Genomic DNA, 21,095 nt, shown 5'->3' with positions numbered 1-21,095 from the left:
CGAGCCTAACGCTGTGGCATCTCTTCGGGCGCATCCGCCTCGTCCGCATCCATGTCATCGGGCTCTTCCTCGCCGGACTCTTCCGGGTCACCGGGGGGCACGGGGCCGGGCGCGCGGATCTGGGAGGGGGCGGGCACGCCGCTGCGGGTGACCGGATAGGTCTGGCGCACCGTGTCCAGCAGGGTCTGTATCCCCTCCAGCGTCAGGAAGCGCACGATATTGCCGCGCAGCGATTCAAGGCCGGGCCGGGGCTGCACGCGCCGGTCAGTGACCCGCAGCACATGCCAGCCATAATCGGTCTGGAAGGGCTCGGAAGTCTCGCCCGTCTCCGTGGCAAAGGCCTGCCGGGAGAAGGCCTGCACCATGCCGTCCCGCGTGAAATAGCCTAGATCCCCCCCATCAAGGCGGGTGCCCGGATCCTGACTGACCTGACGGGCCAGCTGGGCAAAGTCCTCGCCCTCGGCCAGCAGGCGGGCGACTTCCTCTGCCTCCTCGCGCGTGGTGACGAGGATGTGGCTGGCGCGTACTTCCTCCACGCGGGGCGCGAGCCGGTTCTGCTCCTGGTAAATCCGCTCGATGGCTTCATCCGTGATGGAATTGGCCACGACAGTCTCGACGAGGATATTGCCCAGAATGCGCTCCTCGGCAGCGGCGAGGCGCCGGCGCGCCTCGATGTCGCGGTCCATGCCGCGCCGCAGCGCCTCCAGCGCCAGCAGGCGCTGCTCGGTCAGTTCTGACAAAACCTGCTGGAAAACAGGGTCTGACGGCGCCACGTTTGCTGGGTGGTCATGCAGGCTGCGCGCGGCGATCTCGCGGCGGACGTCCGAGGCGTAAATCACGGTCGTCCCGACTTCTGCCACCACGGAATCCTCCGGTCCTGCAGGCTCCAGCGCCAGAAAGCGGGCCAGCACGTCTACCCGCCCCTCAGCCTGTACGGCGGGCTCTGCGGGCGCAGCCGCCCTGTCCTGCTGCGTGTCGCAGGCCACTGCCAGCGACAGTCCGGCAAGGGCCACAAGCCCGATACTGCAGCGTCTGGCGGTCCGGTTCGATTGACACACTATGCCTGCCTCCTTAAGTCCCTGATCTTGAGCGCGCTGCTTCAGGGCCAGCGCCACACAGGCGCCCAGGCCATGTACGGATTTGCCTTGTACACTGGCCCGGCGTGCCTGATCACCCATTTCGCCCCGCGACGGCTGATAAAACATGCTTTCTTTTACCCGCAAGCTCTTTGGCTCCTCAAATGACCGCACCGTAAAGCGCATGATGCCGAAAGTGCATCAGATCAACGCGCTGGAGCCGGAATTTGAATTGCTCGACGATGCAGGCCTGCAGGGTAAAACCGGCGAATTCAGGGCACGCCTGGAGCAGGGCGAGGCACTGGACAGCCTGCTGCCAGAAGCCTTTGCAGCGGTGCGCGAAGCGGCCAAGCGCTCGCTGGGCCAGCGCCACTATGATGTGCAGCTGCTTGGCGGGATGGTGCTGCATGAGGGCGGCATTGCCGAGATGAAGACCGGCGAAGGCAAGACGCTGGTTTCCACGCTTGCGGCCTATCTGAACGCCCTGCCCGGCAAGGGCGTTCATGTCGTGACGGTCAACGATTATCTGGCCCAGCGCGACTCCGAATGGATGGGCAAGGTGTTTGAGCGCCTTGGCATGACCACCGGCGTCATCCTCAACCAGATGCTGGATGAAGAGCGCCGCCGCGCCTATGCCTGCGACATCACCTACGGCACGAATAACGAGCTGGGCTTCGACTATCTGCGCGACAACATGAAATACAGCTTGCGCGAAATGGTGCAGCGCGGCCACGCCTACGCCATTGTCGACGAGGTGGATTCCATCCTGATCGACGAGGCGCGCACGCCGCTCATCATTTCCGGGCGCACCGATGACCGTTCGGATTTCTACAAGACGATCGACAAGCTGATCCCCTTCCTGAAGGACGAGGATTTTGCACTCGACGAGAAGAACCGCTCCGTCACCTTCACCGAAGAAGGCAATGAGCATATCGAGAAACTGCTGCGCGAGCACGGCCTGCTGGACGAAGGCGATCTCTACGACATCGAGAACATCGCCACCGTTCACCACGTCAATCAGGGCCTGAAAGCCCACAAGCTGTTCCAGAAGGACAAGGACTATATCGTCCGCGACGACAAGGTGATGCTCATCGACGAGTTCACCGGGCGGATGATGACGGGCCGGCGCCTGTCGGACGGCCTGCACCAGGCTATCGAGGCGAAGGAAAACGTCGATATCCAGCCTGAAAACCAGACGCTGGCCTCGATCACCTTCCAGAACTATTTCCGCCTCTACAAGAAGCTCTCGGGCATGACCGGCACGGCCTCGACCGAAGCCGAGGAATTTGCCGGCATTTACAGCCTTGGCGTCTCTGAAATCCCGACAAACCGCCCCGTCCAGCGTATTGACGAGGAAGACGAGCTCTACCGCACGGCCAAAGAGAAATACAATGCCATCATCGAGAGCATTGAGGAAGCCCATGGGCGCGGCCAGCCGATTCTGGTTGGCACCGTCTCCATCGAGAAATCCGAGGTGCTGTCGGAGCTGCTGAAGAAACGCAAGATCAAGCACCAGGTGCTCAATGCGCGCTATCACGAGCAGGAAGCATCGATCATTGCGCAGGCCGGGGTTCCGGGCGCCGTGACCATCGCCACCAACATGGCGGGACGCGGCACCGACATCCAGCTCGGCGGCAATGTCGACTTTCTGGTCAATGACTGGCTGAGCGAGGAACGCAAGGCCGGGCGCGAGCCGGACGACACGGCGATTTCGGAAAAGCGCAAATCCGTCGAGGCAGAGGTCGCCGAACGCCGGAAGATCGCGCTGGACGCCGGCGGGCTCTACGTGATCGGCACCGAGCGCCATGAATCACGCCGGATCGATAATCAGCTGCGTGGCCGTACCGGCCGCCAGGGCGATCCGGGGCGTTCCAAATTCTTCATCTCCGTGGAAGACGATCTCTTGCGCATTTTTGCGCCGGAACGCCTCGACACCATCATGCGCACCATGGGCATGAAGGAAGGCGAAGCCATCCAGCACCCGTGGATGTCCAAGGCCGTGGAGACCTCGCAGAAAAAGGTCGAGCAGCGCAATTTCGACATCCGCAAGAACATCCTGAAATACGACGACGTGATGAACGATCAGCGCAAGGCGATCTTCGAGCAGCGCATCGAGTTCATGGAGGCGGAAAACGTCTCCGACGTGGTGAAGGACATGCGCCACCAGTGCGCCGAAGATCTTGTGGAGCGTCATATTCCGCCGCGCGCCTATGCCGACCAGTGGGATACCGAAGGCCTGCAGGAAGAGGTCGAAAAGCACTTCAACCTGCAACTGCCCATCAAGGAATGGGCCGCCGAGGACGGTATCGCGAACGAGGAAATCCTTGAGCGCGTGCTTAAAGCCGCCGATGAAGCATACGCCGAAAAGGCCGCCAATACCGGGCCGGAGCTGATGCGCCGGATCGAGAAGCAGATGCTGCTGCAGACTATCGACCAGAACTGGCGCGAGCACCTGCAACAGCTGGATGCCCTGCGTTCGGTGATCGGTCTTCGCGGTTATGCCCAGCGCGACCCGCTCAACGAGTACAAGAGCGAGGCCTTCGCCCTGTTCGAGCACTTGCTGGACAATCTGCGCTTTGAAACCACACGCATCCTGTCCTCGATCCGCGTCGAACCTGCCGCGCCGCCGCCGCAAATGCCGCGCGCGCCGCAGAACATTCAGGCTTCACGGGTGGATCCGGCCACCGGAGAGCCGGTCTCCGGCGACGGCGCACCGCGCACCGCAGCGCGCGGGCCTGCAGTCAGCCGCGCTGCGGCTCCGGCCATCAATCCGAACGATCCGTCCACCTGGGGCCGGGTTCAGCGCAACGCCCCCTGCCCGTGCGGATCCGGCAAGAAGTACAAGCATTGCCACGGCGCGATCGGCGCTGAGATGTCCTGAATCTGAATGCCCGGAAGCCAATTTGGGTGTCCGGGCCGTCGGCTGAATACGCTGAGAGCGTCCCAAGGGGAGCTGTTATGCAGCTTTCAGGGGTGTAGCCGCCTCACGCGGCGTTGAGATCAACCGCGCCGGCAATGTCGTCAGCGTGCTCACGGAAATCAGCCGGCAGAGCTGTCCCTGTAAAGCATGAGCCTGTAAAACGGGCCCGGCGTACATCGCAATTTTTCAGGCTGGCATAGGAGAAATCAGCGCCAGTCGCGCTGATATCGCGCAGGTCCGCGCCATCGAGATCGGCATAGCGCAGAACGGCGGCGGCAAGGCTCGCCGCCAGCTTGCGGTCATTGGGCAGAAGCAGCGCGCCGATCTTGGCGCCACGCAAATCAGCATTGTTCAGCCGCGCGCCGGTCAGGTCAGCGCCGCGAAGGTCTGCACCGCGCAAGGACGCCATGCGCAGATCAGCCTTTTCGAGGCGCGCGCCCTGCAGCTGTGCACCGCCCAGATCAAGCCCGTAAAGCGTTGCGCCGCGCGCCTGCAGCGCCGTCAGATTGCGCCCTGAAAGGGTCTTCAGGCCGCGCATGTCCGCGCCATCAAACGTGGATGGCGCACCCTGCTGGCCGCCGGTCTCACACCACAAGGCATGCGCCTCGAGAGCTTTTGCCGTCTCATCGGCATCGGCAGCCAGTTCGGGGCCGGTGGGCGCGTCCGTCAGGGCGCCATCGGTACACATGCCGCGTGTGCGCGCCGCATCAAGTTTCGTCCCGATGAGCACGGTGTGCGACAGATCCGCTTCGGTGAGGTCCGCACCGGACAGGTCTGCGCCTTCCAGATTTGCACCGGGGAAGCGCGAACCACGCAAGTTTGCCCGCTGCATCCGGGCACCAATCAGCACCGCGTCGGAGAAGTCTGCACGCTGCGCGATGGCGCCGGTCATCTTCGAGTTGGTGAGGTTGGCGCCGGTGAAATTGGCTTCCACGGCCTCGTTGGGGCGCTGCTCGTGGGTGATGATGGCAAGGCCTTTTTCGCGGTCTACCTGGGCGATGGCCCCTTCACGCAGATCGGCCTGGCTGAGATCGGCTCCGGTGAGGTTCGCGCCGCGCAGAATTGCCCCGCGCATATCCGCCCGCCGCAACGTGGCACCGGCCAGATTGGCCCGGCGCATGTCCGCGGCAAACAGATTTGCGCTGGTAAAGTTGGCCCCGGCCAAATTGGCCCCGGCCAGCACGGCGCCGGAAAAATCAGCGTCGGTAAGATTGCGGCCAGACAGGTCCAGCCCCTCGATCACCTTGTAGGCGAAACTCGCGCGCGCGCCATTCATCCGCCCCTGCAGTAGATTGGCGTGACGCTGGCAGATGTTATCGACCTCGTCCTGCGAGAGCCGGTGATAGGTTACGGGGCGTCCAATCATTGCGCGCGTCCAGCCCTTGCCGCCTTGCCGGACCCCGAAAGGGCCCGGCTACGCGTATGAGGATAGCCCCGGCGGGCTTAACGGCGCGTTGATGACGGCAAATGTCTAGTGCGCTTCAATGCCGGTCAGAGGCGTAAGTGCGCGCGACTGCGCGCGAACCCTGTCGCGTTCTGCCTCCGGCAGGGCGACCAGACCGCGATCAGCCAGATAGCCGAACGGCCCGAAAGCATCCTCGCTGGTGAGTTCCTCGACCCATTCGGCAATGCCCGGAACGGCCGCGACATGCTGGTTCTTCACGTAGACAAACATGGAGCGGGCAATCGGATAAACGCCTTCGGAGATGTCGTCATATTCCGGCTCGACGCCCTCGATCGTGGCCGCGGTCAGACGGTCGGCATTCTGTTCCAGATAGGAGTAGCCGAACACACCAAAAGCGGTAGCTGAATTGGCGATCGTCTGGACGATCACATTGTCGTTCTCACCGCCATCAATCCAGGGCCCGTCTTCGCGAAGACGGCTGGAAACCTCGTCAAAACGCGCACGGTCGCTGGCGCGCAGCGCGTCGAGGCACTCGATCTGGCGGGCGCCAGGCTGGATGCCAAGTTCGATCCAGCTGTCACGCGTGCCGGAGGTCGGGGGCGGGCCGATCACTTCGATCCGGTCAGACGGGAGATCATTGGACACATCCGACCAGCGCCGGTGCGGATTGGGAATGAAGGCTTCGCACGAATACCCGGCGACATCGTTGAAGTCGCGGCCCGCGAGCATCTGACCGCTGGTGCTGAACACCGCCTCACCAGCGTCGTCTACGGGCATGGGGATTGTGAAGGCGAGCGCGAGGAACAGATCGCGGCGCTGGAAATCGACAGACGGCGTACCGGCTGCGCGCGTGACCACGATACCGTCATAGCCAATCGGCACTTCGGTGATGGCCGTCACGCCATTGCGCCGGCAAAGCTCGAACTCACCGGGCAGCATGCGGCGCGATGCGCCTGTGATGTCCGGGTGGCGCAGGCCTACACCAGCGCAGAACAGATTCATGCCGCCGCCTGTGCCGGTTGATTCCACGACCGGCGTGCGAAACCCGGAGGTGGAGCCGAAATTTTCCGATGTTGCCGTGGTGAACGGAAACACGGTGGACGAGCCGACAATGCGGATCGAATCGCGTGATTGCGCTTCGGCGCTTTGCGCCCCCATGGCCAGCGATATGGCGATGGCGGAGACACAAGACAGAACAGCAAATTTCATGTTTTGACCCTTCGGGGTTGAACAAACTTAAACCGCACTTCGCACGGCAAGATGTCAGCTGTGTGACATCTTGCCGGCACATCGTGTCACGTCTGCGTCATCTGCAAGGCCGCTCCTGGTGCTCCCTTTAGACCAGCCGCCGGCGCAGCATCTGCGAGATCAGGTCCACCGCCGTCACGGCAGCGATGATGATCAGGAGGATGGTCGCCGTCTTGCCGTACTCGAACGAGCGGATGTTCTGGATCAGCACCTGACCGATGCCGCCTGCCCCGATCAGACCGAGAATGGTTGCGGCGCGCGTGTTGGACTCAAAACGGTAGAGCGCATAGGAGGCCCAGAGCGGAATGACCTGCGGGATGACGCCCCACACCACCTCGTTCATCGGCCCGGCGCCGGTTGCCCGCACCCCCTCCACAGGGCCGTCATCAATGGCTTCGACGGCTTCGGAGAAGAGCTTGGCGAGCACGCCGGTCGTGTGCAGGGCCAGCGCCATTACCCCGGCAAACGGGCCAAGGCCGACGGCGGCCACGAAGATCGCGGCCACGACCAGCTCGTTGATGGCGCGGAAGGCGTCCATCAGGCGGCGTACCGGCTGCACGATCCAGACCGGCGCGATATTGCGCGAGGCCAGGAGGCCGAACGGAATGGCGGCGATCACGGCCACAACCGTACCCCACAGCGCGATCTGCACGGTGATGAGGGTCTGGCGGGCATAGGTCTCCCAGCCATCCAGATCGAGCTGGAAGAAGCCGGCTATGTACTCGCCCATGCGCGGAGCATTGGACCCCAGAAGCGGAAGCTTGAACATCTCCGCCGGCCAGAAGCTCCAGATCAGCAGGCCAAACAGGCCCGACCAGATGGCCGCATCGATCAGCCGGTCACTCATCAGGCGTGACGGGCCGAAACGTGGCGGGCGCGAGCGGATCATCAGGACCGCAAACAGCGCCAGCCCGGCCCCCAGGCCGATCAGGCCACGCGTCAGCTCACCAGCCGTCACCCGGCGTATCCGGCGCTCCACCTCGATACGGGGCTGGGCGGCCAGAAAGGCGGAAACCAGGGAATTGATGTCGGCGCTGGCGGCATCCGGTTCGGCATCCATGCGTGATCGTGCAGCAATGAGATCATCAGCAAGATCACGCACGGCAACCCGGCGCTCTTCAACGGCCAGCTCACGCATGGCGAGCTCGACCTGCTCCAGACGCGCCGTGCGCTCGCCCTCTTCCAGAGCTTCGCTGGCCTGTGTTTCTGCCAGATCGCGCATCAGCTCCAGACGGCGAATGGGCAGGAGATGCTCATCGGTCGCTGGCAGGAAACCGCCCAGGAACAGGCGGTCAAGAACACCCTGCTCATATTCGCGCTGGGCTGCATCGCCGCGAAACCCATAGGTCAGGAAAAAGGAAAGCAGCTCCGATTTGACGTCTTCGGACAGATCACGCCGCCAGACGATGGGGTCGGTCTGGATCAGCGGGGACGACCACAGAATGCGCAGACCCGCCAGCGCTTCAGGCCGTGTCTGGCGCAGCCGGTCAAGATTGGTGGTGTTGTTCGTGCCTGCATCCACGAACCCGTTCACGACCGCGAGCGCGGTCTGTTCGTGGTTGGCGTTGGTCACCTGTGCAAAGCAGGACTGCGGATCGATCCCGCGCGGCGCGAATATGTAAGCCAGCGGCACCAGCGTGCCGGATGTGGAGTTGGGATCCCCCAGGGCGAAGGACATGGAGCCGTCGCAGACCAGCAGGTCTTCCAGCGTGCGGATGGGACTGTCCTCGCGCACGAGGATCACGGAGCGATACCCCTCCTGCCCGCCCGGATAGAGCGTCTTGGCGAACACTTCGGCATCGGCCAGCCGTATCGCCTGCAGGCCGGAAAGGTTGGAGAACCAGCCCACATCTACCTGGCCAAAACGCATCGCCTCGATGACGCCGGCATAGTCGATGGCCGAGACCAGCTCGATATCGAGCCCGGTCGTCTCCTCCATGTCTTCCACGAAGGGTTGCCAGAGGGCCTCAACGGCCTCGGTCTGTTCGGTGGAGATAACGGAGAAGACGATGCGCTCACGCTCCTGCGCGAGGGCAGTACCGCTGGCACAAACAAGCGCGAGGGCGGCCAGAATGCGGACGAAGCTCATCATGCGCGCACAGGCTCCTCGTCCATCACATCGCGGTATTCATCGCCATAAATCTCAATCAGGCGTTCACGGGTGAGCCCGGAGATGGGGCCGTCATAAATGATCTGGCCAGCCTTTAGCGCCACGGCGCGGCGGCAGTATTTCAATGCATAGTCGACCTGGTGCAGCGTCACCACCACGGTCATGCCGTCCTGTTCGTTCAACTCGGCCAGCAGCCGCATCACACGGCGCGCGGAAACCGGGTCCAGCGAGGCGATGGGCTCGTCGGCGAAAATGGCCTCGGCGCGCTGCACCAGCGCGCGGGCAATGGCGCCGCGCTGCTGCTGGCCGCCGGACAGATTCGCGGCGCGCTTGCCGGCATGGCCCGCAACGCCCACCCGTTCCAGCGCTTCCATGGCGCGTTTGCGGACATCGTCGGGGAAAGAGCCTGTGATGCCGCGCCAGGGCGAAATCTGCCCCAGCGAGCCTAGCATCGCATTGGCATAAAGACTGGCGCGGGTAACGAGGTTGAACTGCTGGAAGATGAAACCGACCTTGGCCCGCGCCCGGCGCACTCGCGCCGACAGCTTGCCGTTCTCCTGCACCTTTTCGCCGAACAGGCGGATGGCACCCGAACCGGAATCGGCCAGCACGAGGCCCGAGGCCAGACGCAGCAGGGTGGACTTGCCCGATCCGGATGCGCCGATCAGCGCAACCATCTCGCCCGGTTCCACGCTCAGACTGGCCTGCGACAGGGCTACCGCCGTGCCGTACGTCTTCGTCACCCGGTCCACTGACAGGGCAAGGTTCACTGGAGCCATCTTTTTTTCACCCCTCCACCCGGCACTTTTTGGCCGTTGGCGCGTTCGTGTTATGCCATACGAAACTGTGTGTGCCACCCTTTCCGGCACCGGTTGCCGCATGTCGTTGTGCTGCTGTGTAATTTCTCTTTACAGCGCGGCAGCGAGGCCCTAAATGCGCAGTCCCGGCGGAGGTGACGATGCCGGATTGGGTTAACTGCTAACAGGGGGTCTCGTGAGTTGTCCGAGCACAATACGCCCCTGGACCTGGTCCGCCTTCGGCCCGTCGATGGCCCGGTCGCGTGCGCGCGGCCTGACCGTCTGGCCGTAGCGTCCCGCTGGTTCCAGGAACATTTTCCGGGTGAAGTTCTCTATGCCGTGAAGGCAAACCCTTCGCCGTGGGTGATTGACGCGCTGTACGCGGCCGGTCATCGCTGGTTCGACGTTGCCTCCCTGCCGGAGGTTGAACTGATTGCCAGCCGGTGTCCCGGCGCCACAATGGCATTCATGCATCCGGTGAAGAGCCGGCGGGCCATTGCGTCTGCCTATCACGACCATGGCGTGAAGATCTTCGTCCTCGATTGTGAAGCCGAGCTGCAGAAAATCCTGCAGGAAACCGGCTATGCCCGCGACCTGACGCTGGTCGTGCGCCTGGCTGTGTCCAATGACGGGGCCACGCTGCCGCTGGCAGGCAAGTTCGGCGCGACCGAAGCCGAAGCGCCCGATCTGATCCGGCTCGCCCGTGCCCATGCGCACGAGCTGGGCGTGAGCTTCCATGTCGGCAGCCAGTGCATGGCGCCCAGCGCCTACCGCGCGGCCATGATGGAAGCCTCGCGGCTGATCGCGCGCGCCGGCGTCACGGTGGACATTGTGGATGTGGGTGGTGGTTTTCCGTCCATCTATCCCAGCCTTACCCCGCCGCCGCTGGAAGACTATGTCAAAGCGATCGAGCACGCCTTCGAGGACATGATGGTCCTGGAGAACGCCGATCTGTGGTGCGAGCCGGGCCGCGCGCTCGTGGCCGAGGCGGTGTCCGTGCTGACGCGCGTGGAGCTGATCAAGGGCGATGCCGTCTACATGAATGACGGCTCCTATGGCTGCCTCTTTGACATCGTGCATGCGCGCTGGAGCTATCCGATGCGGGTGCACCGCGCCAATGGCGAGCTGAGCCCGCAGACCGCGCCGTTCAAACTTTATGGCCCGACGTGCGATTCCATCGATTCCATGCCCGGCCCGTACGAGCTGCCCGCCGACCTGAAGGAAGGCGATGTCATCGAGTTCGGCATGCTGGGTGCCTATGGCACTGCGATGGCCACGCGCTTTAATGGCTTCGGGGATGTGGAGACTGTCACGGTTTCCGACTACCCTTGGCTTTCGCTGTACGATCAGCCCGTGCTGGCCTCGCCCCAAAGCGAGCCGCAGAGCGAAGGCTCGGTCGTCCCCTTCACCCGGCTGCGACGCCGCCGGCAACGCCTGATCAAGAGACGCTAGTAAATGACAGACAATACCAATCGTAAGGCCGAGCTGCTGGCCAGCCCGGTCGAGCATATCGATATTGCCAGCTTTGATGGCCGCGTGATCATCGATGCGTGGGAGAAGATGAGCTTCTCCAGCCGCGACGCCGCGCGCGCTGCCCGCATCCTGCAGGCGGCTGTGGCAGACCCGGATTGCTCAGTGATCCTCACCCTCGCCGGTTCGACGAGCGCTGGCGGCTGCATGCACGTATGGCGCGACATGGTGCGCAACAACATGGTCGACGCCATCGTGGCCACCGGCGCATCCATCGTGGACATGGATTTCTTCGAGGCTCTGGGCTTCAAGCACTATCAGGCGAAGGAAATCCCGGACGACCGCGTGCTGCGCGATCTCTATATCGACCGGATCTACGACACTTATATCGATGAGGAAGAGCTGCAGACCACCGACCACACGATCGGTGACATCGCTGACAGCCTCGACGCCAAGCCGATTTCGTCCCGCGCCTTCATCAAGGCGATGGGCAAATGGCTCGCCGATGGCAACGCCAAGAAGGAAGGCTCCCTCATCGAGGAATGCTACAAGCACGGCGTGCCGATCTTCGTGCCGGCCTTTGCCGACTGCTCGGCGGGCTTTGGCCTGGTGAAGCACCAGGTCGAACGCATGAAGGCGAAGAAGCCCTACCTCTCCATCGACGCCGTGGCCGATTTCCGCGAGCTGACCGACATCAAGATCAAGGCTGGCAAAACCGGCCTGTTCATGGTCGGCGGCGGTGTGCCGAAGAACTTCGCGCAGGATACGGTCGTCTGCGCCGAAATCCTCGGCCACGAAGTGCCCATGCACGAATACGCCGTGCAGATCACGGTTGCCGACGTGCGCGATGGTGCCTGCTCCTCCTCCACGCTGAAAGAGGCGTGCAGCTGGGGCAAGGTCGATGTCACGCTGGAGCAGATGGTGTTTGCCGAAGCCACCACCGTGGCCCCGGTCATCGTCTCTGACGTCTTCCATCGCGGCGCGTGGAAGAACCGTCCGCGCCGGCGCTTTGCGGACATGTTCGAGGACTAAGAGCTGAAACCCCGGGCGAGCATGAGCGAGACCCGGGGCCTTTCGCCGCTTTATCCTGCACGAGGTCCCGGACAGCCCTTCGGGCTTCCGGGATTTCAGCTGGTTTTACGAAAACCCCGGATGGCAACATCCGGGGGTTTTTTTATTCCCCTCTCTCGTCATTCCGGCGAAAGCCGGAACCCAGGAGCCACAAGAACACTGGGTTCCGGGTCTACGCGCTGTCGCGCTCCGCCCGGAATGACGAAGAAAACGGGTCTAATAGCTCCACAGAGCCGTGCCAGGGGCCGCGGGCGCAGATCGGGCTAGCTCTTCTTCACGAACTCCGCGCGTAGCACCAGGCCCTTGATGCCGGGATGGCGGCAATCGATCTCCTGCGGGTCGCCGGTCAGGCGGATGGTCTTGATTACCGTGCCACGCTTCAGCGTCTGGCCCGCGCCCTTGACGGCCAGATCCTTGATGAGGGTCACGCTGTCACCATCGGCCAGCAGATTGCCCACCGAATCGCGCACTTCTACAGCGCCGGAAGCTGGCGCCCTCGCTGCCGCCTCTTCAGGGCTCAGCCATTCGCCGGTGGCCTCGTCATAGACATAGTCTTCGCCGTCACTGGCCATGGGGTACTCCTCGCCTAGTAAGCCGCTTCCTTGAAGATCGGCTCCACAGAGCCGCCCCACGGCCCGTTATAGAGCTCGAGCAGGCGTTCAGCGGGGGTCATGCCACTCGCTGCGATCTCATCGAGATCATCGAGGAAGACCGCCTCGTGCTCGCCATGATGATTGAGCCGGGCGCGGGCTTTCAGGCCGGAGCGGGCGATGGCCAGCACCTCCTTGGCAAGGTCCTGCATCGTGCCGTTACGGAAGGGCGCTTTCAGCCCGCAATGGGCCGCGCCGAGGCGCAGCGCGACGCGCTCCTCCGCCGTCCAGTCCTTCACGAGGTCCAGCGCTGCGGCGAGCGCTGTGTCATCATAAAGCAGCCCCACCCACAGCGCAGGCAGCGCACACAGATTATTCCACGGCCCGCCATCGGCGCCGCGCTGTTCCAGGAAGGTCTTCAGGCGCACTTCCGGGAAAAGCGTGGAGAGGTGATCCTCCCAGTCGCCCATGACGGGCAGCTCGCCCGGCAGGGCAGGCAGCTTGCCTTTCAGGAAGTCGCGGAAACTCTGCCCCGACGCATCGAGGAAACGCCCCTCACGCTTGACGAAATACATCGGCGCATCGAGCGCCCAGTCCGCGTAGTGCTCGTAGGAAAAGCCTTCATCGAACACGAACTGGAGGATGCCGGTACGGTCCGGGTCCACATCGGTCCAGACATGGGCACGGTAGGAGACAAATCCGTTCGGGCGGCCATCGGCGAAGGGGGAGTTGGCAAAGAGCGCGGTGGCAATGGGCTGCAGGGCCATGGAGGCGCGAAACTTCGCGCGCATGTCGGCCTCTGAGGCGAAATCGAGATTGGTCTGCACCGTACAGGAGCGGAACATCATCTGGTGGCCCAGCCCGCCCACTTTGGGCATATAGGCCTTCATGATGTTGTAGCGGTCTTTAGGCATCATCGGGGTCTCTTCCAGAGACCATTTCGGCGAGAAGCCTAGCCCTAAGAACCCGGCGCCGATCTCGTCGGCCACCTCGCGCACTTCCTTCAGGTGCGCATTTACCTCAGCGCAGGTCTGGTGGAGCGTTTCCAGCGGCGCACCCGACAGCTCGAACTGCCCGCCCGGCTCCAGCGTGACCGATGCGCCCTTGCGTTTGAGCGCTACCGGCTTGCCGTTCTCCTCAATAGCCTCCCAGCCAAAGCGGGTCAGGCCTTCGAGCATCTTGCGGACCGTCGGCCCATCGCCCTCATAGGGGAGCGGGCGGTGACCATCGAGCGTGAAACCGAACTTCTCGTGCTCGGTACCGATGCGCCAGCTTTCGCGCGGTTTCTCGCCCGAGGCGAGGTGGGCGATGAGCTGGTCCTTGCTTTCAATGGGGGGGCCTTCGCCGCCGGGCGTGTACGTACCGCTCATCGTGTCCCGGTCTCCCAGCCGTTCAAGGTCCCCGTCACTTATGCGGACGGATGCCAACCGGCAAGGGCGCGGCCTGTCTATATTTGTCAGATGGCCGCGCAGATAGCTGCGCTAGAGTACGCCAAATCGTGGGAGGCGGGTATGCGCAGCTGGCTTTCAGTTGGGGTTCTGCTGGCGGCAGGCATTGGCAGCGCGTCCGGTCAGGATGCCGGAAGCGACGCTTATGCCGAACTGCGCGCGCCGGCCATGGCCGCCTACGAGGCGGGTGAGACGCAACGTGCTTACACCCTGTTCGAAGGGGTGTTCGCGCAGATTCCCGATGCCGATCCGGCGGAGCGTGCGGCAACGGCCTTTTCGCTCGGCATCCTCGCCCATCAGCTGGAGGATCACGCCAGGGCGCTGGAATGGCTTGAGCGGGGCCTTGCCCTGCACGAGGTGGCGGGCACGGCGCCAGAGACCTACGCGCAATATGTTGCCTATGCCGGGATGGTCAGTGCGGAATCCGGCGAGCCTGACCTGGCTATCGCGTATTTCCGCCGTGCGGTGGAGCAAGGACCGCATGGGGAAGATACGCTCGAATGGCGAGCCAGTACGCTCAACCAGCTCGCCAACAGCCTCCATGCCGCAGAACGCTATGGCGAGGCGAGCGACAGCCGGCGGGCTTCGCTCGCGGCGTATACGCAAGTTTACGGACCAAATCACGCTTATGTGGGGGTTGTGCTGGAAGGGCTTGGCGAAGATGTGCTGGCCGACGGCAATGAAGCGCAGGCTATTGATGCCCGCCGCGAGGCGCTGCGCATTGCGCTGTCCACGCGCGAAACCGGTGATCTGACCATCGTCACGCTTGCCGGCACGCTGGCCAGTCAGTTGGCCGCACAGGAAGATACCGATGGCCTTGGCCGCATGGCTGATCTGGTCGAGGCGCATACCCGCAATGACCGCCACCGCGCGCGGATACTCTCCGAAATCGCCAACCACGCACGCGTCGCGGGACTGACCGGCATAGCCGCGGACCTGAACACTCGCGCCCATGAGGCGGCGGCGGCAGACCCGCAAACACCGCCGGAATTCCTCGCCATCTATCTGCTCAACCACGCAACGGGCGTGCAGGACGTATCGGGCTATGCCGCCGCCCTGCCGCTTCTGGAACAGCATTACCAGATGGTCCGTGTGCACGATGGCGAGCCGGGGCTGCGGACGGCGGCAGCGTCTGAGCGCGTATGGACGGCGCTCTTCCGCCTCTCGCGCTTTGCCGATGCAGAAGCCAATGCCCGCGAGCGGCTGGAGGCGCTCGAAGCCCGCGCGGACAATCCCGCCACCGAGATCGCCCGGGCGTATGAGAATCTGGCCCTCTCCATTCACGAGCAATACCGCCCCACCGAGGCCGGGCCGGTGTTCGCCCGCGCGCTGGAAGTGCTGGAGCAGACGGATAGAGGAGAGCACATCCGGGCGAGCCTGCTGGATGCCTATGCCATCCATCTCGTGTTCAACGGCGACCGGGACGAGGCGCTGGCGATTGCCCGGCGCAATATGGACCTCCGGGGCGAAGTGTATGGGTCAGACACGCCCTCCTACGCGCGCGGGCTGTACACGCTGGCGGTTGTCCAGCGGCGCCTGTCGATGAATGACGCGGCCTTGGGTTCGCTAGCAGCTGCGCAAGCCATCTACGAGGCCGCAGGGCCGAACGAAGCGGCGGGGCTGTTTACCGTCCTCTACCAGCGCGCCGAACTGATGCTGGAAGCAGGCGATCTTGCCGGCGCAGAGGCCCTTCTGGCATCGGCGGAGGCGGTTATCCCCGCCGGGCGGCCTGACCAGAGACGCGACTGGCACGAGCTGTCAGGGCGTATCCTGCGCAGTCAGGGGCGCCTGAGCGAGGCGCTGGGTCACTACCGGGAATCTCTTGCCATGCGCGTGGCGCAGGACGGGCCGCAAGGGCGCTCCACGGTATTTCCGCTGCTGAGTATCGCCGCCACCCTGCGCGTGCAGGGACAGGCCGCCGAGGCAGAGCCGGTCGTGCGCCGGGTTCTGGAAACGCACGCGGCCTATGCTGTCACGACAGGCAGCGATGTGGGCGCGGCCTGGCTGGAACTGGCAACCATACTCAACCTGCTTGGCCGTGAGGACGAAGCGCGCGAAGCGGCAAGCCGGAGCCACGCCCTCCTCGCTGATGTCTGGCCGCGCGGCACACACCGCCGCGCTATTGCGGACTATAATCGCGGGCATGTCGCGCTGCTCCAGCACGACTATCGCGGCGCCGAACCCTTCATGCGTGATGCTATCGAGGATATGCGCCAGGCCCCCGGGCGGTCTGACATTCATCTGGGCATCATGCTCAATAGCTGGGGCTATCTCAATGAACGCCTCGGCCAGTACAGACAGGCCGCCGCAGCCTATCGCGAGGGGCTGGCCTTGCGCGAGGGGCGCCTGTCAAACGACAATCCGGCGCTGGCCAGCGGACGCGCCTTTCTGGCGCGGACATTGATCGATCATCTCGGCGAACCGCAAGAGGGGCTGAACCTCTTCCGGCAGGCTTCCGGCGGGCTGATCGAAGGCATTGTCCTGCGCGCCGGAACGGCGGCAGATGATGGCGTCGATGGTATCGAGTTTGCCCGTATGGACGCCTTCTTCACGGCGCATCTCGAAGCGCTGTGGACCAACGCTCAGCTGGATCACTGAAACCCCGGAACCGCGAAGCGGTATCCGGGGCCTCTCTCAGGATTATCCTGCAACAGGTCCCGGACAGCCCTTCTAGCTTCCGGGATTTCAGGGTGTGGCAAACTAGCGCCAATCTCCCAGCGCGGCCTGCCAGAGCGTGAGCGCGGCCACCGCAGCCGTATCGGCGCGCAAGATGCGCGGGCCGAGCGTGACGGCGCGCACAAAGGGCAGCGAACGCAAATGCGTCCTCTCCGCATCATCAAACCCGCCTTCGGGGCCGATGAGGATGGTCCACGGGCCTGACGGGTCCGTCTCGCCCTGCAGCATGTCCGCCAAGGACCGCGCACGGCCCTGCGAGCCGCCCCAGGCCCCCTCCCCGTCTCCTGCCTCATCGCAGAAGATCAGGCGCTCTCCTTGCGGCCAGCCGGCCAGAAGGCGCTCCAGCGAAACCGGCTCTGGCATTTCCGGCAGGCAGAGCCGCTCGGTCTGCTCAGACGCTTCGGTCGCAAGAGCGAGCAGACGGTCCGTCCGCACGCGCTCGGACTGTGTACGGCGGGTGATGACAGGCTGGATGATGGCGGCGCCCAGCTCCGTCGCTTTCTCGACGATGAAATCGGTGCGCGCCTTCTTCACCGGCGCAAAGCACAGGCGCAAAGGCGGCACGCCGATCTGCTCGCGTAGGCGCGTCTCCACCTGCAAAGACGCGCCCTTGCGCGAGGCGTCGGCGACTTTTGTCTGCCATTCGCCGTCACGCCCGTTGAAGACACGTACCGGCGAACCGGCCTCGCGGCGCATGACATTCACGAGATAATGCGCCTGCTCACGCGGCAGGATCAGCTCAGCACCTTCGCCCAGGGGCGCATCGACAAAAAGGCGGGGTGTGGTGACCATGGCCACCCGTCTAGCGCCGGTGCGTCCATACGCCAAGCGCGAAGGGCTATGCGGCGGGCATCCGGCGCGATAACTAGTCGGGCATGAATGCAAAAAGCCCCCACAGCAAGGCACGCGACCGCCGCGTCGCCGATTCCATCCCGCGCACCTTTGTGGACCGCGCGCCGGAAGGCTGGCGGCCATATTTGCGCCTTGCCCGCTATGACCGGCCAATAGGCTTCTGGTTGCTGGCCATACCGTGCTTCTGGGGGCTGGCGCTGGCAGCCATGGACACGGGCGTAAACTGGCCCATGGCCGGATATGCGGCCCTCTTTGCCATCGGCGCGATTGCGATGCGCGGAGCAGGCTGCACCTGGAATGACATCGCCGACCGCGATCTCGACGCCAAGGTGGCGCGCACGGCAGACCGCCCGCTGGCCGCAGGCACCATCACCGTCAAGCAAGCGCTCATCTTCCTCGGCGCGCAGTGCGCAGTAGGCGCTCTGGTGCTCCTGTTCCTGCCGCTCACTGCAATCGCCATAGCTGTCGCGGCATTGCTGCTGGTGGCCGCCTATCCGTTCATGAAGCGCATCACCTGGTGGCCGCAGGTGTGGCTGGGCCTCACCTTCAACTGGGGCGTGCTTGTGGGCTATGCGGCGCTCGGCGGGACGGACTGGGTAGCCGCCGGCCTGCTCTATGCCGCCGCCGCGCTGTGGACGCTGGGCTATGACACGATCTACGCCTGCCAGGACATGGAGGATGACGCGCTCGTAGGCGTGAAATCCTCCGCACGCGCGCTGGGCCATGCCATCGGCCCCGCTGTCGGCGCCATCTATGGCGCATCGCTGGTGCTGACCGCTCTGGCAGCCATCAAGGCAGGTGCCGGGCTGGTGTTTGCGCCGGTCTTTGCCGCCTACGCGGTACATCTGGTCTGGCAGGCCTCGCGCTTCCGGCCCGATGACGGCCCGGCCTGCCTTGCTCATTTCAAGTCCAACCGCGAGGCGGGCCTGATCCTGCTGGCGGCCCTGCTGCTGGGCGCACTCGCGCCGATGTGACGGGATGCCGCTGGCCGGACCGCCACGGCACCCTACATTAGGTCAGGTGATGTAACGGAGCCTGCCATGCTGACGCGCCGCCTTGCCCTTCTCTCCGGCATATCGCTGGCCGCCTGCGGGCCGGCCAATACCGGCTCTGCCAGCACGCAACCTGCCAGCGATGACGGCATTGACTGGGCCAATCTGACCGAAGCGCAATGGCGCGAACGCCTGACACCTGCCGAATTCAATGTGCTGCGCCGCGAAGGCACAGAGCGGCCCGGCTCCTCCCCGCTCAATGACGAGACCCGTGAGGGCATCTATGCCTGCGCCGGGTGCGGCCTGCCGCTCTTCTCGTCGGAAACCAAATACGAATCCGGCACGGGCTGGCCCAGCTTCTGGCAGCCGCTGGACGGCGCGGTGAACACAAAGCCAGACTATCGCATCTGGACGCCGCGCACCGAATATCATTGCGCGCGCTGCGGCGGACATCAGGGCCATGTGTTCGAGGACGGCCCCCAGCCTACCGGCCAGCGCTGGTGCAATAACGGCATTGCGCTGCGCTTCATTCCTGCCGGTGAAGCTTAGCCCGCTGGCGCCGCGCACATTGCCGGTCTAGACGGCAGGGATGATCGCCGATCCGCAATCCTTCATCGCCGCCCACACCCGCATCGCCTCCGCGCCGCTGACGCCGGAGCTGCGCTTTCATCTGGCCGATGAGACCATAGCCATCTGGCAGCAGACCGAAGAAGCGCTAGGTGAAGCCGGCCTGCCACCGCCCTTCTGGGCGTTCGCCTGGGCGGGCGGACAGGCGCTGGCGCGCTATCTGATGGACAATCCTGCCCTTGTAGCCGGCAGGCACGTGCTGGACTTTGCCAGCGGCTGCGGCATTGCGGGCATTGGCGCTGCCAAGGCTGGGGCCGCACGCGTGGATGCCAGCGAGATTGACGCGTTTGCCGTCGAGGCGATTCTGGCCAATGCCACGCTGAACAGCGTGACGATTCAGGCGCAGAAAGCCGATCTGGTCGGCATCGATAAGGGCTGGGATGTCGTGCTGGCCGGGGACGTGTTCTATGAGGGACCGGGCGCCGAGCGCATTGCGGGCTGGCTGCAAGGCCTGCACCAGCGCGGCTGTATGGTGCTGATAGGTGATCCGGGCCGTCATTTCCTGCCAAAGGAGAAGCTGGAGCCGCTGGCGCGCTATGACACGCCGGTGAGCCGGGACCTCGAAGACCGCGATGTGCGGCTGGCCCGCGTATGGCGGTTTACCGGATAACTCTTTCCAGACGCGCTTGAATCAAGCCATCAGGGGTCATGGCACGCGCGCGCGCCGTCGACCGGCGGCTATATCTCTTGCTGGAAATCACCGCCCGGCGGCTGCACCGGCAGGCGGATGCGCGCCTGCGCGGTGAGGCTGGGGTCACGGCTGCGCAGTCTGCCGTCCTGTTCCTGCTCATGCGGCGCGGCGAACGGCGCATGGGCGCGATCTCCGAGACGCTGGCGCTAGGCGCGCCTGCTGTTACCGGCCTTGTCGCCCGCATGGAGGCTGCCGGTCTCGTCACGCGCAGCCAAGACTCGGCCGACAGGCGCGGGGCGATCGTAAACCTGACCGAGGCGGGCCGCGAGCTTGCCATCAAGGCGGATCAGACCTTGCGTGAGATTAATGCGGAACTGGCCGAACGCCTGGGCGAAGACGACACAGACCGGCTGCACGATCTTCTCAGCCGCCTGAATACGGACGAGGCGGAGTAGGTTGCCGCATGAAATCCCGGCCAAGCGCAGCGCAGAGCCGGGACCTTCAGCAGGGGAAGGGGGACAAGGCCCCGGATAGCCCTTCGGGCTTCCGGGGTTTCACTGTCTTGCAACAAAAAACCCCGGATGTTGCCATCCGGGGTTTTCACTTCACTAGCTGGAAGACGTGAGCCCTAAAGCCCCGGCAGCTTCCGGCCTGACCGGCGCGGACGCACGATGGTCACATCGCCGCCACCCGTGATTTCCTGAATGCGGCGGCGCTCCTCATCGACATCGATCGGCGTGGCGCTGTCAGCAGCAGGCGTCACCGTCCCGGAGCGCCAGAAGATCAGGCGATCAGCGAAGCTCTCATTCTTGCGGACGACTGCTGCCGTCTCGCCATCAATAAGCGCACGCACGTTCGGGTTGGCGTCTGCACCACCAGCACGGGCAGCAAGGAGAACCTCGCCGCGGCTGGCATTCTCCGAGGTGAAATCGCCAAACAGGGCGCGGCGCGCCTGCTGGTCCGGGAAGATGTCTTCAGGGCGCAGCTGGCCGGGGGCCGGCGGGCGCAGCGAGTATTCCGGCGGCACGGTCAGCGGCGCAATGGTCACGACGCGGAACTCGTCCGGCGCGGTGCGTTCCGTGCCCAGTGCCTGACGCACGCCCGATGTGCACGCGCTGGCGCCGACAAGGGCCATCGCAGCCACAGCAAGGATATTTTGGATGCGCATGGGTGAAGACGCTC

The 21,095-nt window shown here is 64.3% G+C and carries 17 protein-coding genes; 8 read left to right on the top strand and 9 right to left on the bottom strand.

The annotated features are described in order from the left end of the window. Nucleotides 1-5 precede the first annotated feature (5 nt). Nucleotides 6-1,205, bottom strand: coding sequence for a peptidylprolyl isomerase (locus ACTIGC_RS05160; protein ID WP_439633402.1), 1,200 nt, complete (start codon nucleotides 1,203-1,205; stop codon nucleotides 6-8). Here ACTIGC_RS05160 and secA point away from each other — a divergent pair. After that, the gene (gene secA, locus ACTIGC_RS05155; protein WP_439633401.1) at nucleotides 1,204-3,957 is read left to right on the top strand and encodes a preprotein translocase subunit SecA; all 2,754 of its coding nucleotides are present in this window, start codon (nucleotides 1,204-1,206) and stop codon (nucleotides 3,955-3,957) included. The genes ACTIGC_RS05160 and secA overlap by 2 nt on opposite strands. 103 nt (nucleotides 3,958-4,060) lie before the next feature. On the opposite strand, the gene ACTIGC_RS05150 is transcribed toward secA, so the two are convergent. From ACTIGC_RS05150 to ACTIGC_RS05135, 4 genes are all read right to left on the bottom strand, one after another. Next, the gene (locus ACTIGC_RS05150) at nucleotides 4,061-5,362 is read right to left on the bottom strand and encodes a pentapeptide repeat-containing protein (RefSeq protein WP_439633400.1); all 1,302 of its coding nucleotides are present in this window, start codon (nucleotides 5,360-5,362) and stop codon (nucleotides 4,061-4,063) included. Nucleotides 5,363-5,467: 105 nt separating this feature from the next. Continuing rightward, nucleotides 5,468-6,610, bottom strand: a complete 1,143-nt coding sequence (locus tag ACTIGC_RS05145) for a substrate-binding domain-containing protein (protein WP_439633399.1) — start codon at nucleotides 6,608-6,610, stop codon at nucleotides 5,468-5,470. A 127-nt stretch (nucleotides 6,611-6,737) separates the two neighbouring features. After that, nucleotides 6,738-8,741, bottom strand: coding sequence for a phosphonate ABC transporter, permease protein PhnE (gene phnE / locus ACTIGC_RS05140; protein ID WP_439633398.1), 2,004 nt, complete (start codon nucleotides 8,739-8,741; stop codon nucleotides 6,738-6,740). Then, nucleotides 8,738-9,538, bottom strand: a complete 801-nt coding sequence (locus ACTIGC_RS05135; protein WP_439633397.1) for a phosphonate ABC transporter ATP-binding protein — start codon at nucleotides 9,536-9,538, stop codon at nucleotides 8,738-8,740. Before ACTIGC_RS05135 ends, phnE begins: the two co-directional genes overlap by 4 nt. Before the next feature lie 219 nt (nucleotides 9,539-9,757). Between ACTIGC_RS05135 and ACTIGC_RS05130 the strand changes: the two genes are divergently transcribed. Further along, nucleotides 9,758-11,008: a type III PLP-dependent enzyme gene (locus ACTIGC_RS05130; protein ID WP_439633396.1), complete on the top strand. Its 1,251-nt coding sequence runs from the start codon at nucleotides 9,758-9,760 to the stop codon at nucleotides 11,006-11,008. A gap of 3 nt (nucleotides 11,009-11,011) precedes the next feature. Further along, entirely contained in the window at nucleotides 11,012-12,058 is a 1,047-nt protein-coding gene (locus ACTIGC_RS05125; RefSeq protein ID WP_439633395.1) for a 1,9-bis(guanidino)-5-aza-nonane synthase, read from the top strand. 302 nt (nucleotides 12,059-12,360) lie between these two features. Here the strand turns inward: ACTIGC_RS05125 and ACTIGC_RS05120 are convergent, their stop codons facing one another. Both ACTIGC_RS05120 and ACTIGC_RS05115 read right to left on the bottom strand, forming a co-directional pair. Further along, nucleotides 12,361-12,669: an alkylphosphonate utilization protein gene (locus tag ACTIGC_RS05120; RefSeq protein WP_439633394.1), complete on the bottom strand. Its 309-nt coding sequence runs from the start codon at nucleotides 12,667-12,669 to the stop codon at nucleotides 12,361-12,363. Nucleotides 12,670-12,683: 14 nt separating this feature from the next. Further along, nucleotides 12,684-14,057 (bottom strand): glutamate--cysteine ligase, encoded by a 1,374-nt coding sequence (locus ACTIGC_RS05115; protein WP_439633393.1) that lies wholly within the window; start codon nucleotides 14,055-14,057, stop codon nucleotides 12,684-12,686. A gap of 141 nt (nucleotides 14,058-14,198) precedes the next feature. Here ACTIGC_RS05115 and ACTIGC_RS05110 point away from each other — a divergent pair, with 141 nt between their 5' ends. Continuing rightward, the gene (locus ACTIGC_RS05110) at nucleotides 14,199-16,733 is read left to right on the top strand and encodes a tetratricopeptide repeat protein (RefSeq protein ID WP_439633392.1); all 2,535 of its coding nucleotides are present in this window, start codon (nucleotides 14,199-14,201) and stop codon (nucleotides 16,731-16,733) included. 102 nt (nucleotides 16,734-16,835) lie between these two features. Here ACTIGC_RS05110 and ACTIGC_RS05105 read toward each other — a convergent pair whose 3' ends face one another. Then, complete coding sequence (locus ACTIGC_RS05105) at nucleotides 16,836-17,603, bottom strand: 16S rRNA (uracil(1498)-N(3))-methyltransferase (protein WP_439633391.1); 768 nt, start codon at nucleotides 17,601-17,603, stop codon at nucleotides 16,836-16,838. 83 nt (nucleotides 17,604-17,686) lie between these two features. On the opposite strand from ACTIGC_RS05105, the gene ubiA reads away from it, so the two are divergent. From ubiA to ACTIGC_RS05085, 4 genes are all read left to right on the top strand, one after another. Then, entirely contained in the window at nucleotides 17,687-18,637 is a 951-nt protein-coding gene (gene ubiA, locus ACTIGC_RS05100; RefSeq protein WP_439633390.1) for a 4-hydroxybenzoate octaprenyltransferase, read from the top strand. A gap of 66 nt (nucleotides 18,638-18,703) precedes the next feature. Next, nucleotides 18,704-19,204: a peptide-methionine (R)-S-oxide reductase MsrB gene (gene msrB, locus ACTIGC_RS05095; RefSeq protein ID WP_439633389.1), complete on the top strand. Its 501-nt coding sequence runs from the start codon at nucleotides 18,704-18,706 to the stop codon at nucleotides 19,202-19,204. Nucleotides 19,205-19,244: 40 nt separating this feature from the next. Continuing rightward, complete coding sequence (locus ACTIGC_RS05090) at nucleotides 19,245-19,892, top strand: class I SAM-dependent methyltransferase (RefSeq protein WP_439633388.1); 648 nt, start codon at nucleotides 19,245-19,247, stop codon at nucleotides 19,890-19,892. A 38-nt stretch (nucleotides 19,893-19,930) separates the two neighbouring features. Then, complete coding sequence (locus ACTIGC_RS05085) at nucleotides 19,931-20,368, top strand: MarR family winged helix-turn-helix transcriptional regulator (RefSeq protein ID WP_439633387.1); 438 nt, start codon at nucleotides 19,931-19,933, stop codon at nucleotides 20,366-20,368. A gap of 173 nt (nucleotides 20,369-20,541) precedes the next feature. Here ACTIGC_RS05085 and ACTIGC_RS05080 read toward each other — a convergent pair whose 3' ends face one another. Next, complete coding sequence (locus ACTIGC_RS05080) at nucleotides 20,542-21,081, bottom strand: DUF3035 domain-containing protein (RefSeq protein ID WP_439633386.1); 540 nt, start codon at nucleotides 21,079-21,081, stop codon at nucleotides 20,542-20,544. Nucleotides 21,082-21,095 lie beyond the last annotated feature (14 nt).

The sequence above is a fragment of the Glycocaulis sp. genome, assembly GCF_051859565.1.
Taxonomy (GTDB): Bacteria; Pseudomonadota; Alphaproteobacteria; order Caulobacterales; family Maricaulaceae; genus Glycocaulis.
This window is presented reverse-complemented; position numbering and strand designations above follow the sequence as displayed.

Excerpts from the sequence above, each read along its gene's own strand:
- ACTIGC_RS05125 (WP_439633395.1), top strand. The coding sequence starts at position 11,012 with ATGACAGACAATACCAATCGTAAGGCCGAGCTGCTGGCCAGCCCGGTC.
- ACTIGC_RS05145 (WP_439633399.1), bottom strand. The coding sequence starts at position 6,610 with ATGAAATTTGCTGTTCTGTCTTGTGTCTCCGCCATCGCCATATCGCTG.
- ACTIGC_RS05115 (WP_439633393.1), bottom strand. The coding sequence starts at position 14,057 with ATGAGCGGTACGTACACGCCCGGCGGCGAAGGCCCCCCCATTGAAAGC.
- ACTIGC_RS05085 (WP_439633387.1), top strand. The coding sequence starts at position 19,931 with ATGGCACGCGCGCGCGCCGTCGACCGGCGGCTATATCTCTTGCTGGAA.
- ACTIGC_RS05080 (WP_439633386.1), bottom strand. The coding sequence starts at position 21,081 with ATGCGCATCCAAAATATCCTTGCTGTGGCTGCGATGGCCCTTGTCGGC.
- ACTIGC_RS05160 (WP_439633402.1), bottom strand. The coding sequence starts at position 1,205 with ATGTTTTATCAGCCGTCGCGGGGCGAAATGGGTGATCAGGCACGCCGG.
- ACTIGC_RS05105 (WP_439633391.1), bottom strand. The coding sequence starts at position 17,603 with ATGGTCACCACACCCCGCCTTTTTGTCGATGCGCCCCTGGGCGAAGGT.
- ubiA (WP_439633390.1), top strand. The coding sequence starts at position 17,687 with ATGAATGCAAAAAGCCCCCACAGCAAGGCACGCGACCGCCGCGTCGCC.
- secA (WP_439633401.1), top strand. The coding sequence starts at position 1,204 with ATGCTTTCTTTTACCCGCAAGCTCTTTGGCTCCTCAAATGACCGCACC.
- ACTIGC_RS05120 (WP_439633394.1), bottom strand. The coding sequence starts at position 12,669 with ATGGCCAGTGACGGCGAAGACTATGTCTATGACGAGGCCACCGGCGAA.
- ACTIGC_RS05110 (WP_439633392.1), top strand. The coding sequence starts at position 14,199 with ATGCGCAGCTGGCTTTCAGTTGGGGTTCTGCTGGCGGCAGGCATTGGC.
- ACTIGC_RS05090 (WP_439633388.1), top strand. The coding sequence starts at position 19,245 with ATGATCGCCGATCCGCAATCCTTCATCGCCGCCCACACCCGCATCGCC.
- ACTIGC_RS05135 (WP_439633397.1), bottom strand. The coding sequence starts at position 9,538 with ATGGCTCCAGTGAACCTTGCCCTGTCAGTGGACCGGGTGACGAAGACG.
- phnE (WP_439633398.1), bottom strand. The coding sequence starts at position 8,741 with ATGATGAGCTTCGTCCGCATTCTGGCCGCCCTCGCGCTTGTTTGTGCC.
- msrB (WP_439633389.1), top strand. The coding sequence starts at position 18,704 with ATGCTGACGCGCCGCCTTGCCCTTCTCTCCGGCATATCGCTGGCCGCC.
- ACTIGC_RS05150 (WP_439633400.1), bottom strand. The coding sequence starts at position 5,362 with ATGATTGGACGCCCCGTAACCTATCACCGGCTCTCGCAGGACGAGGTC.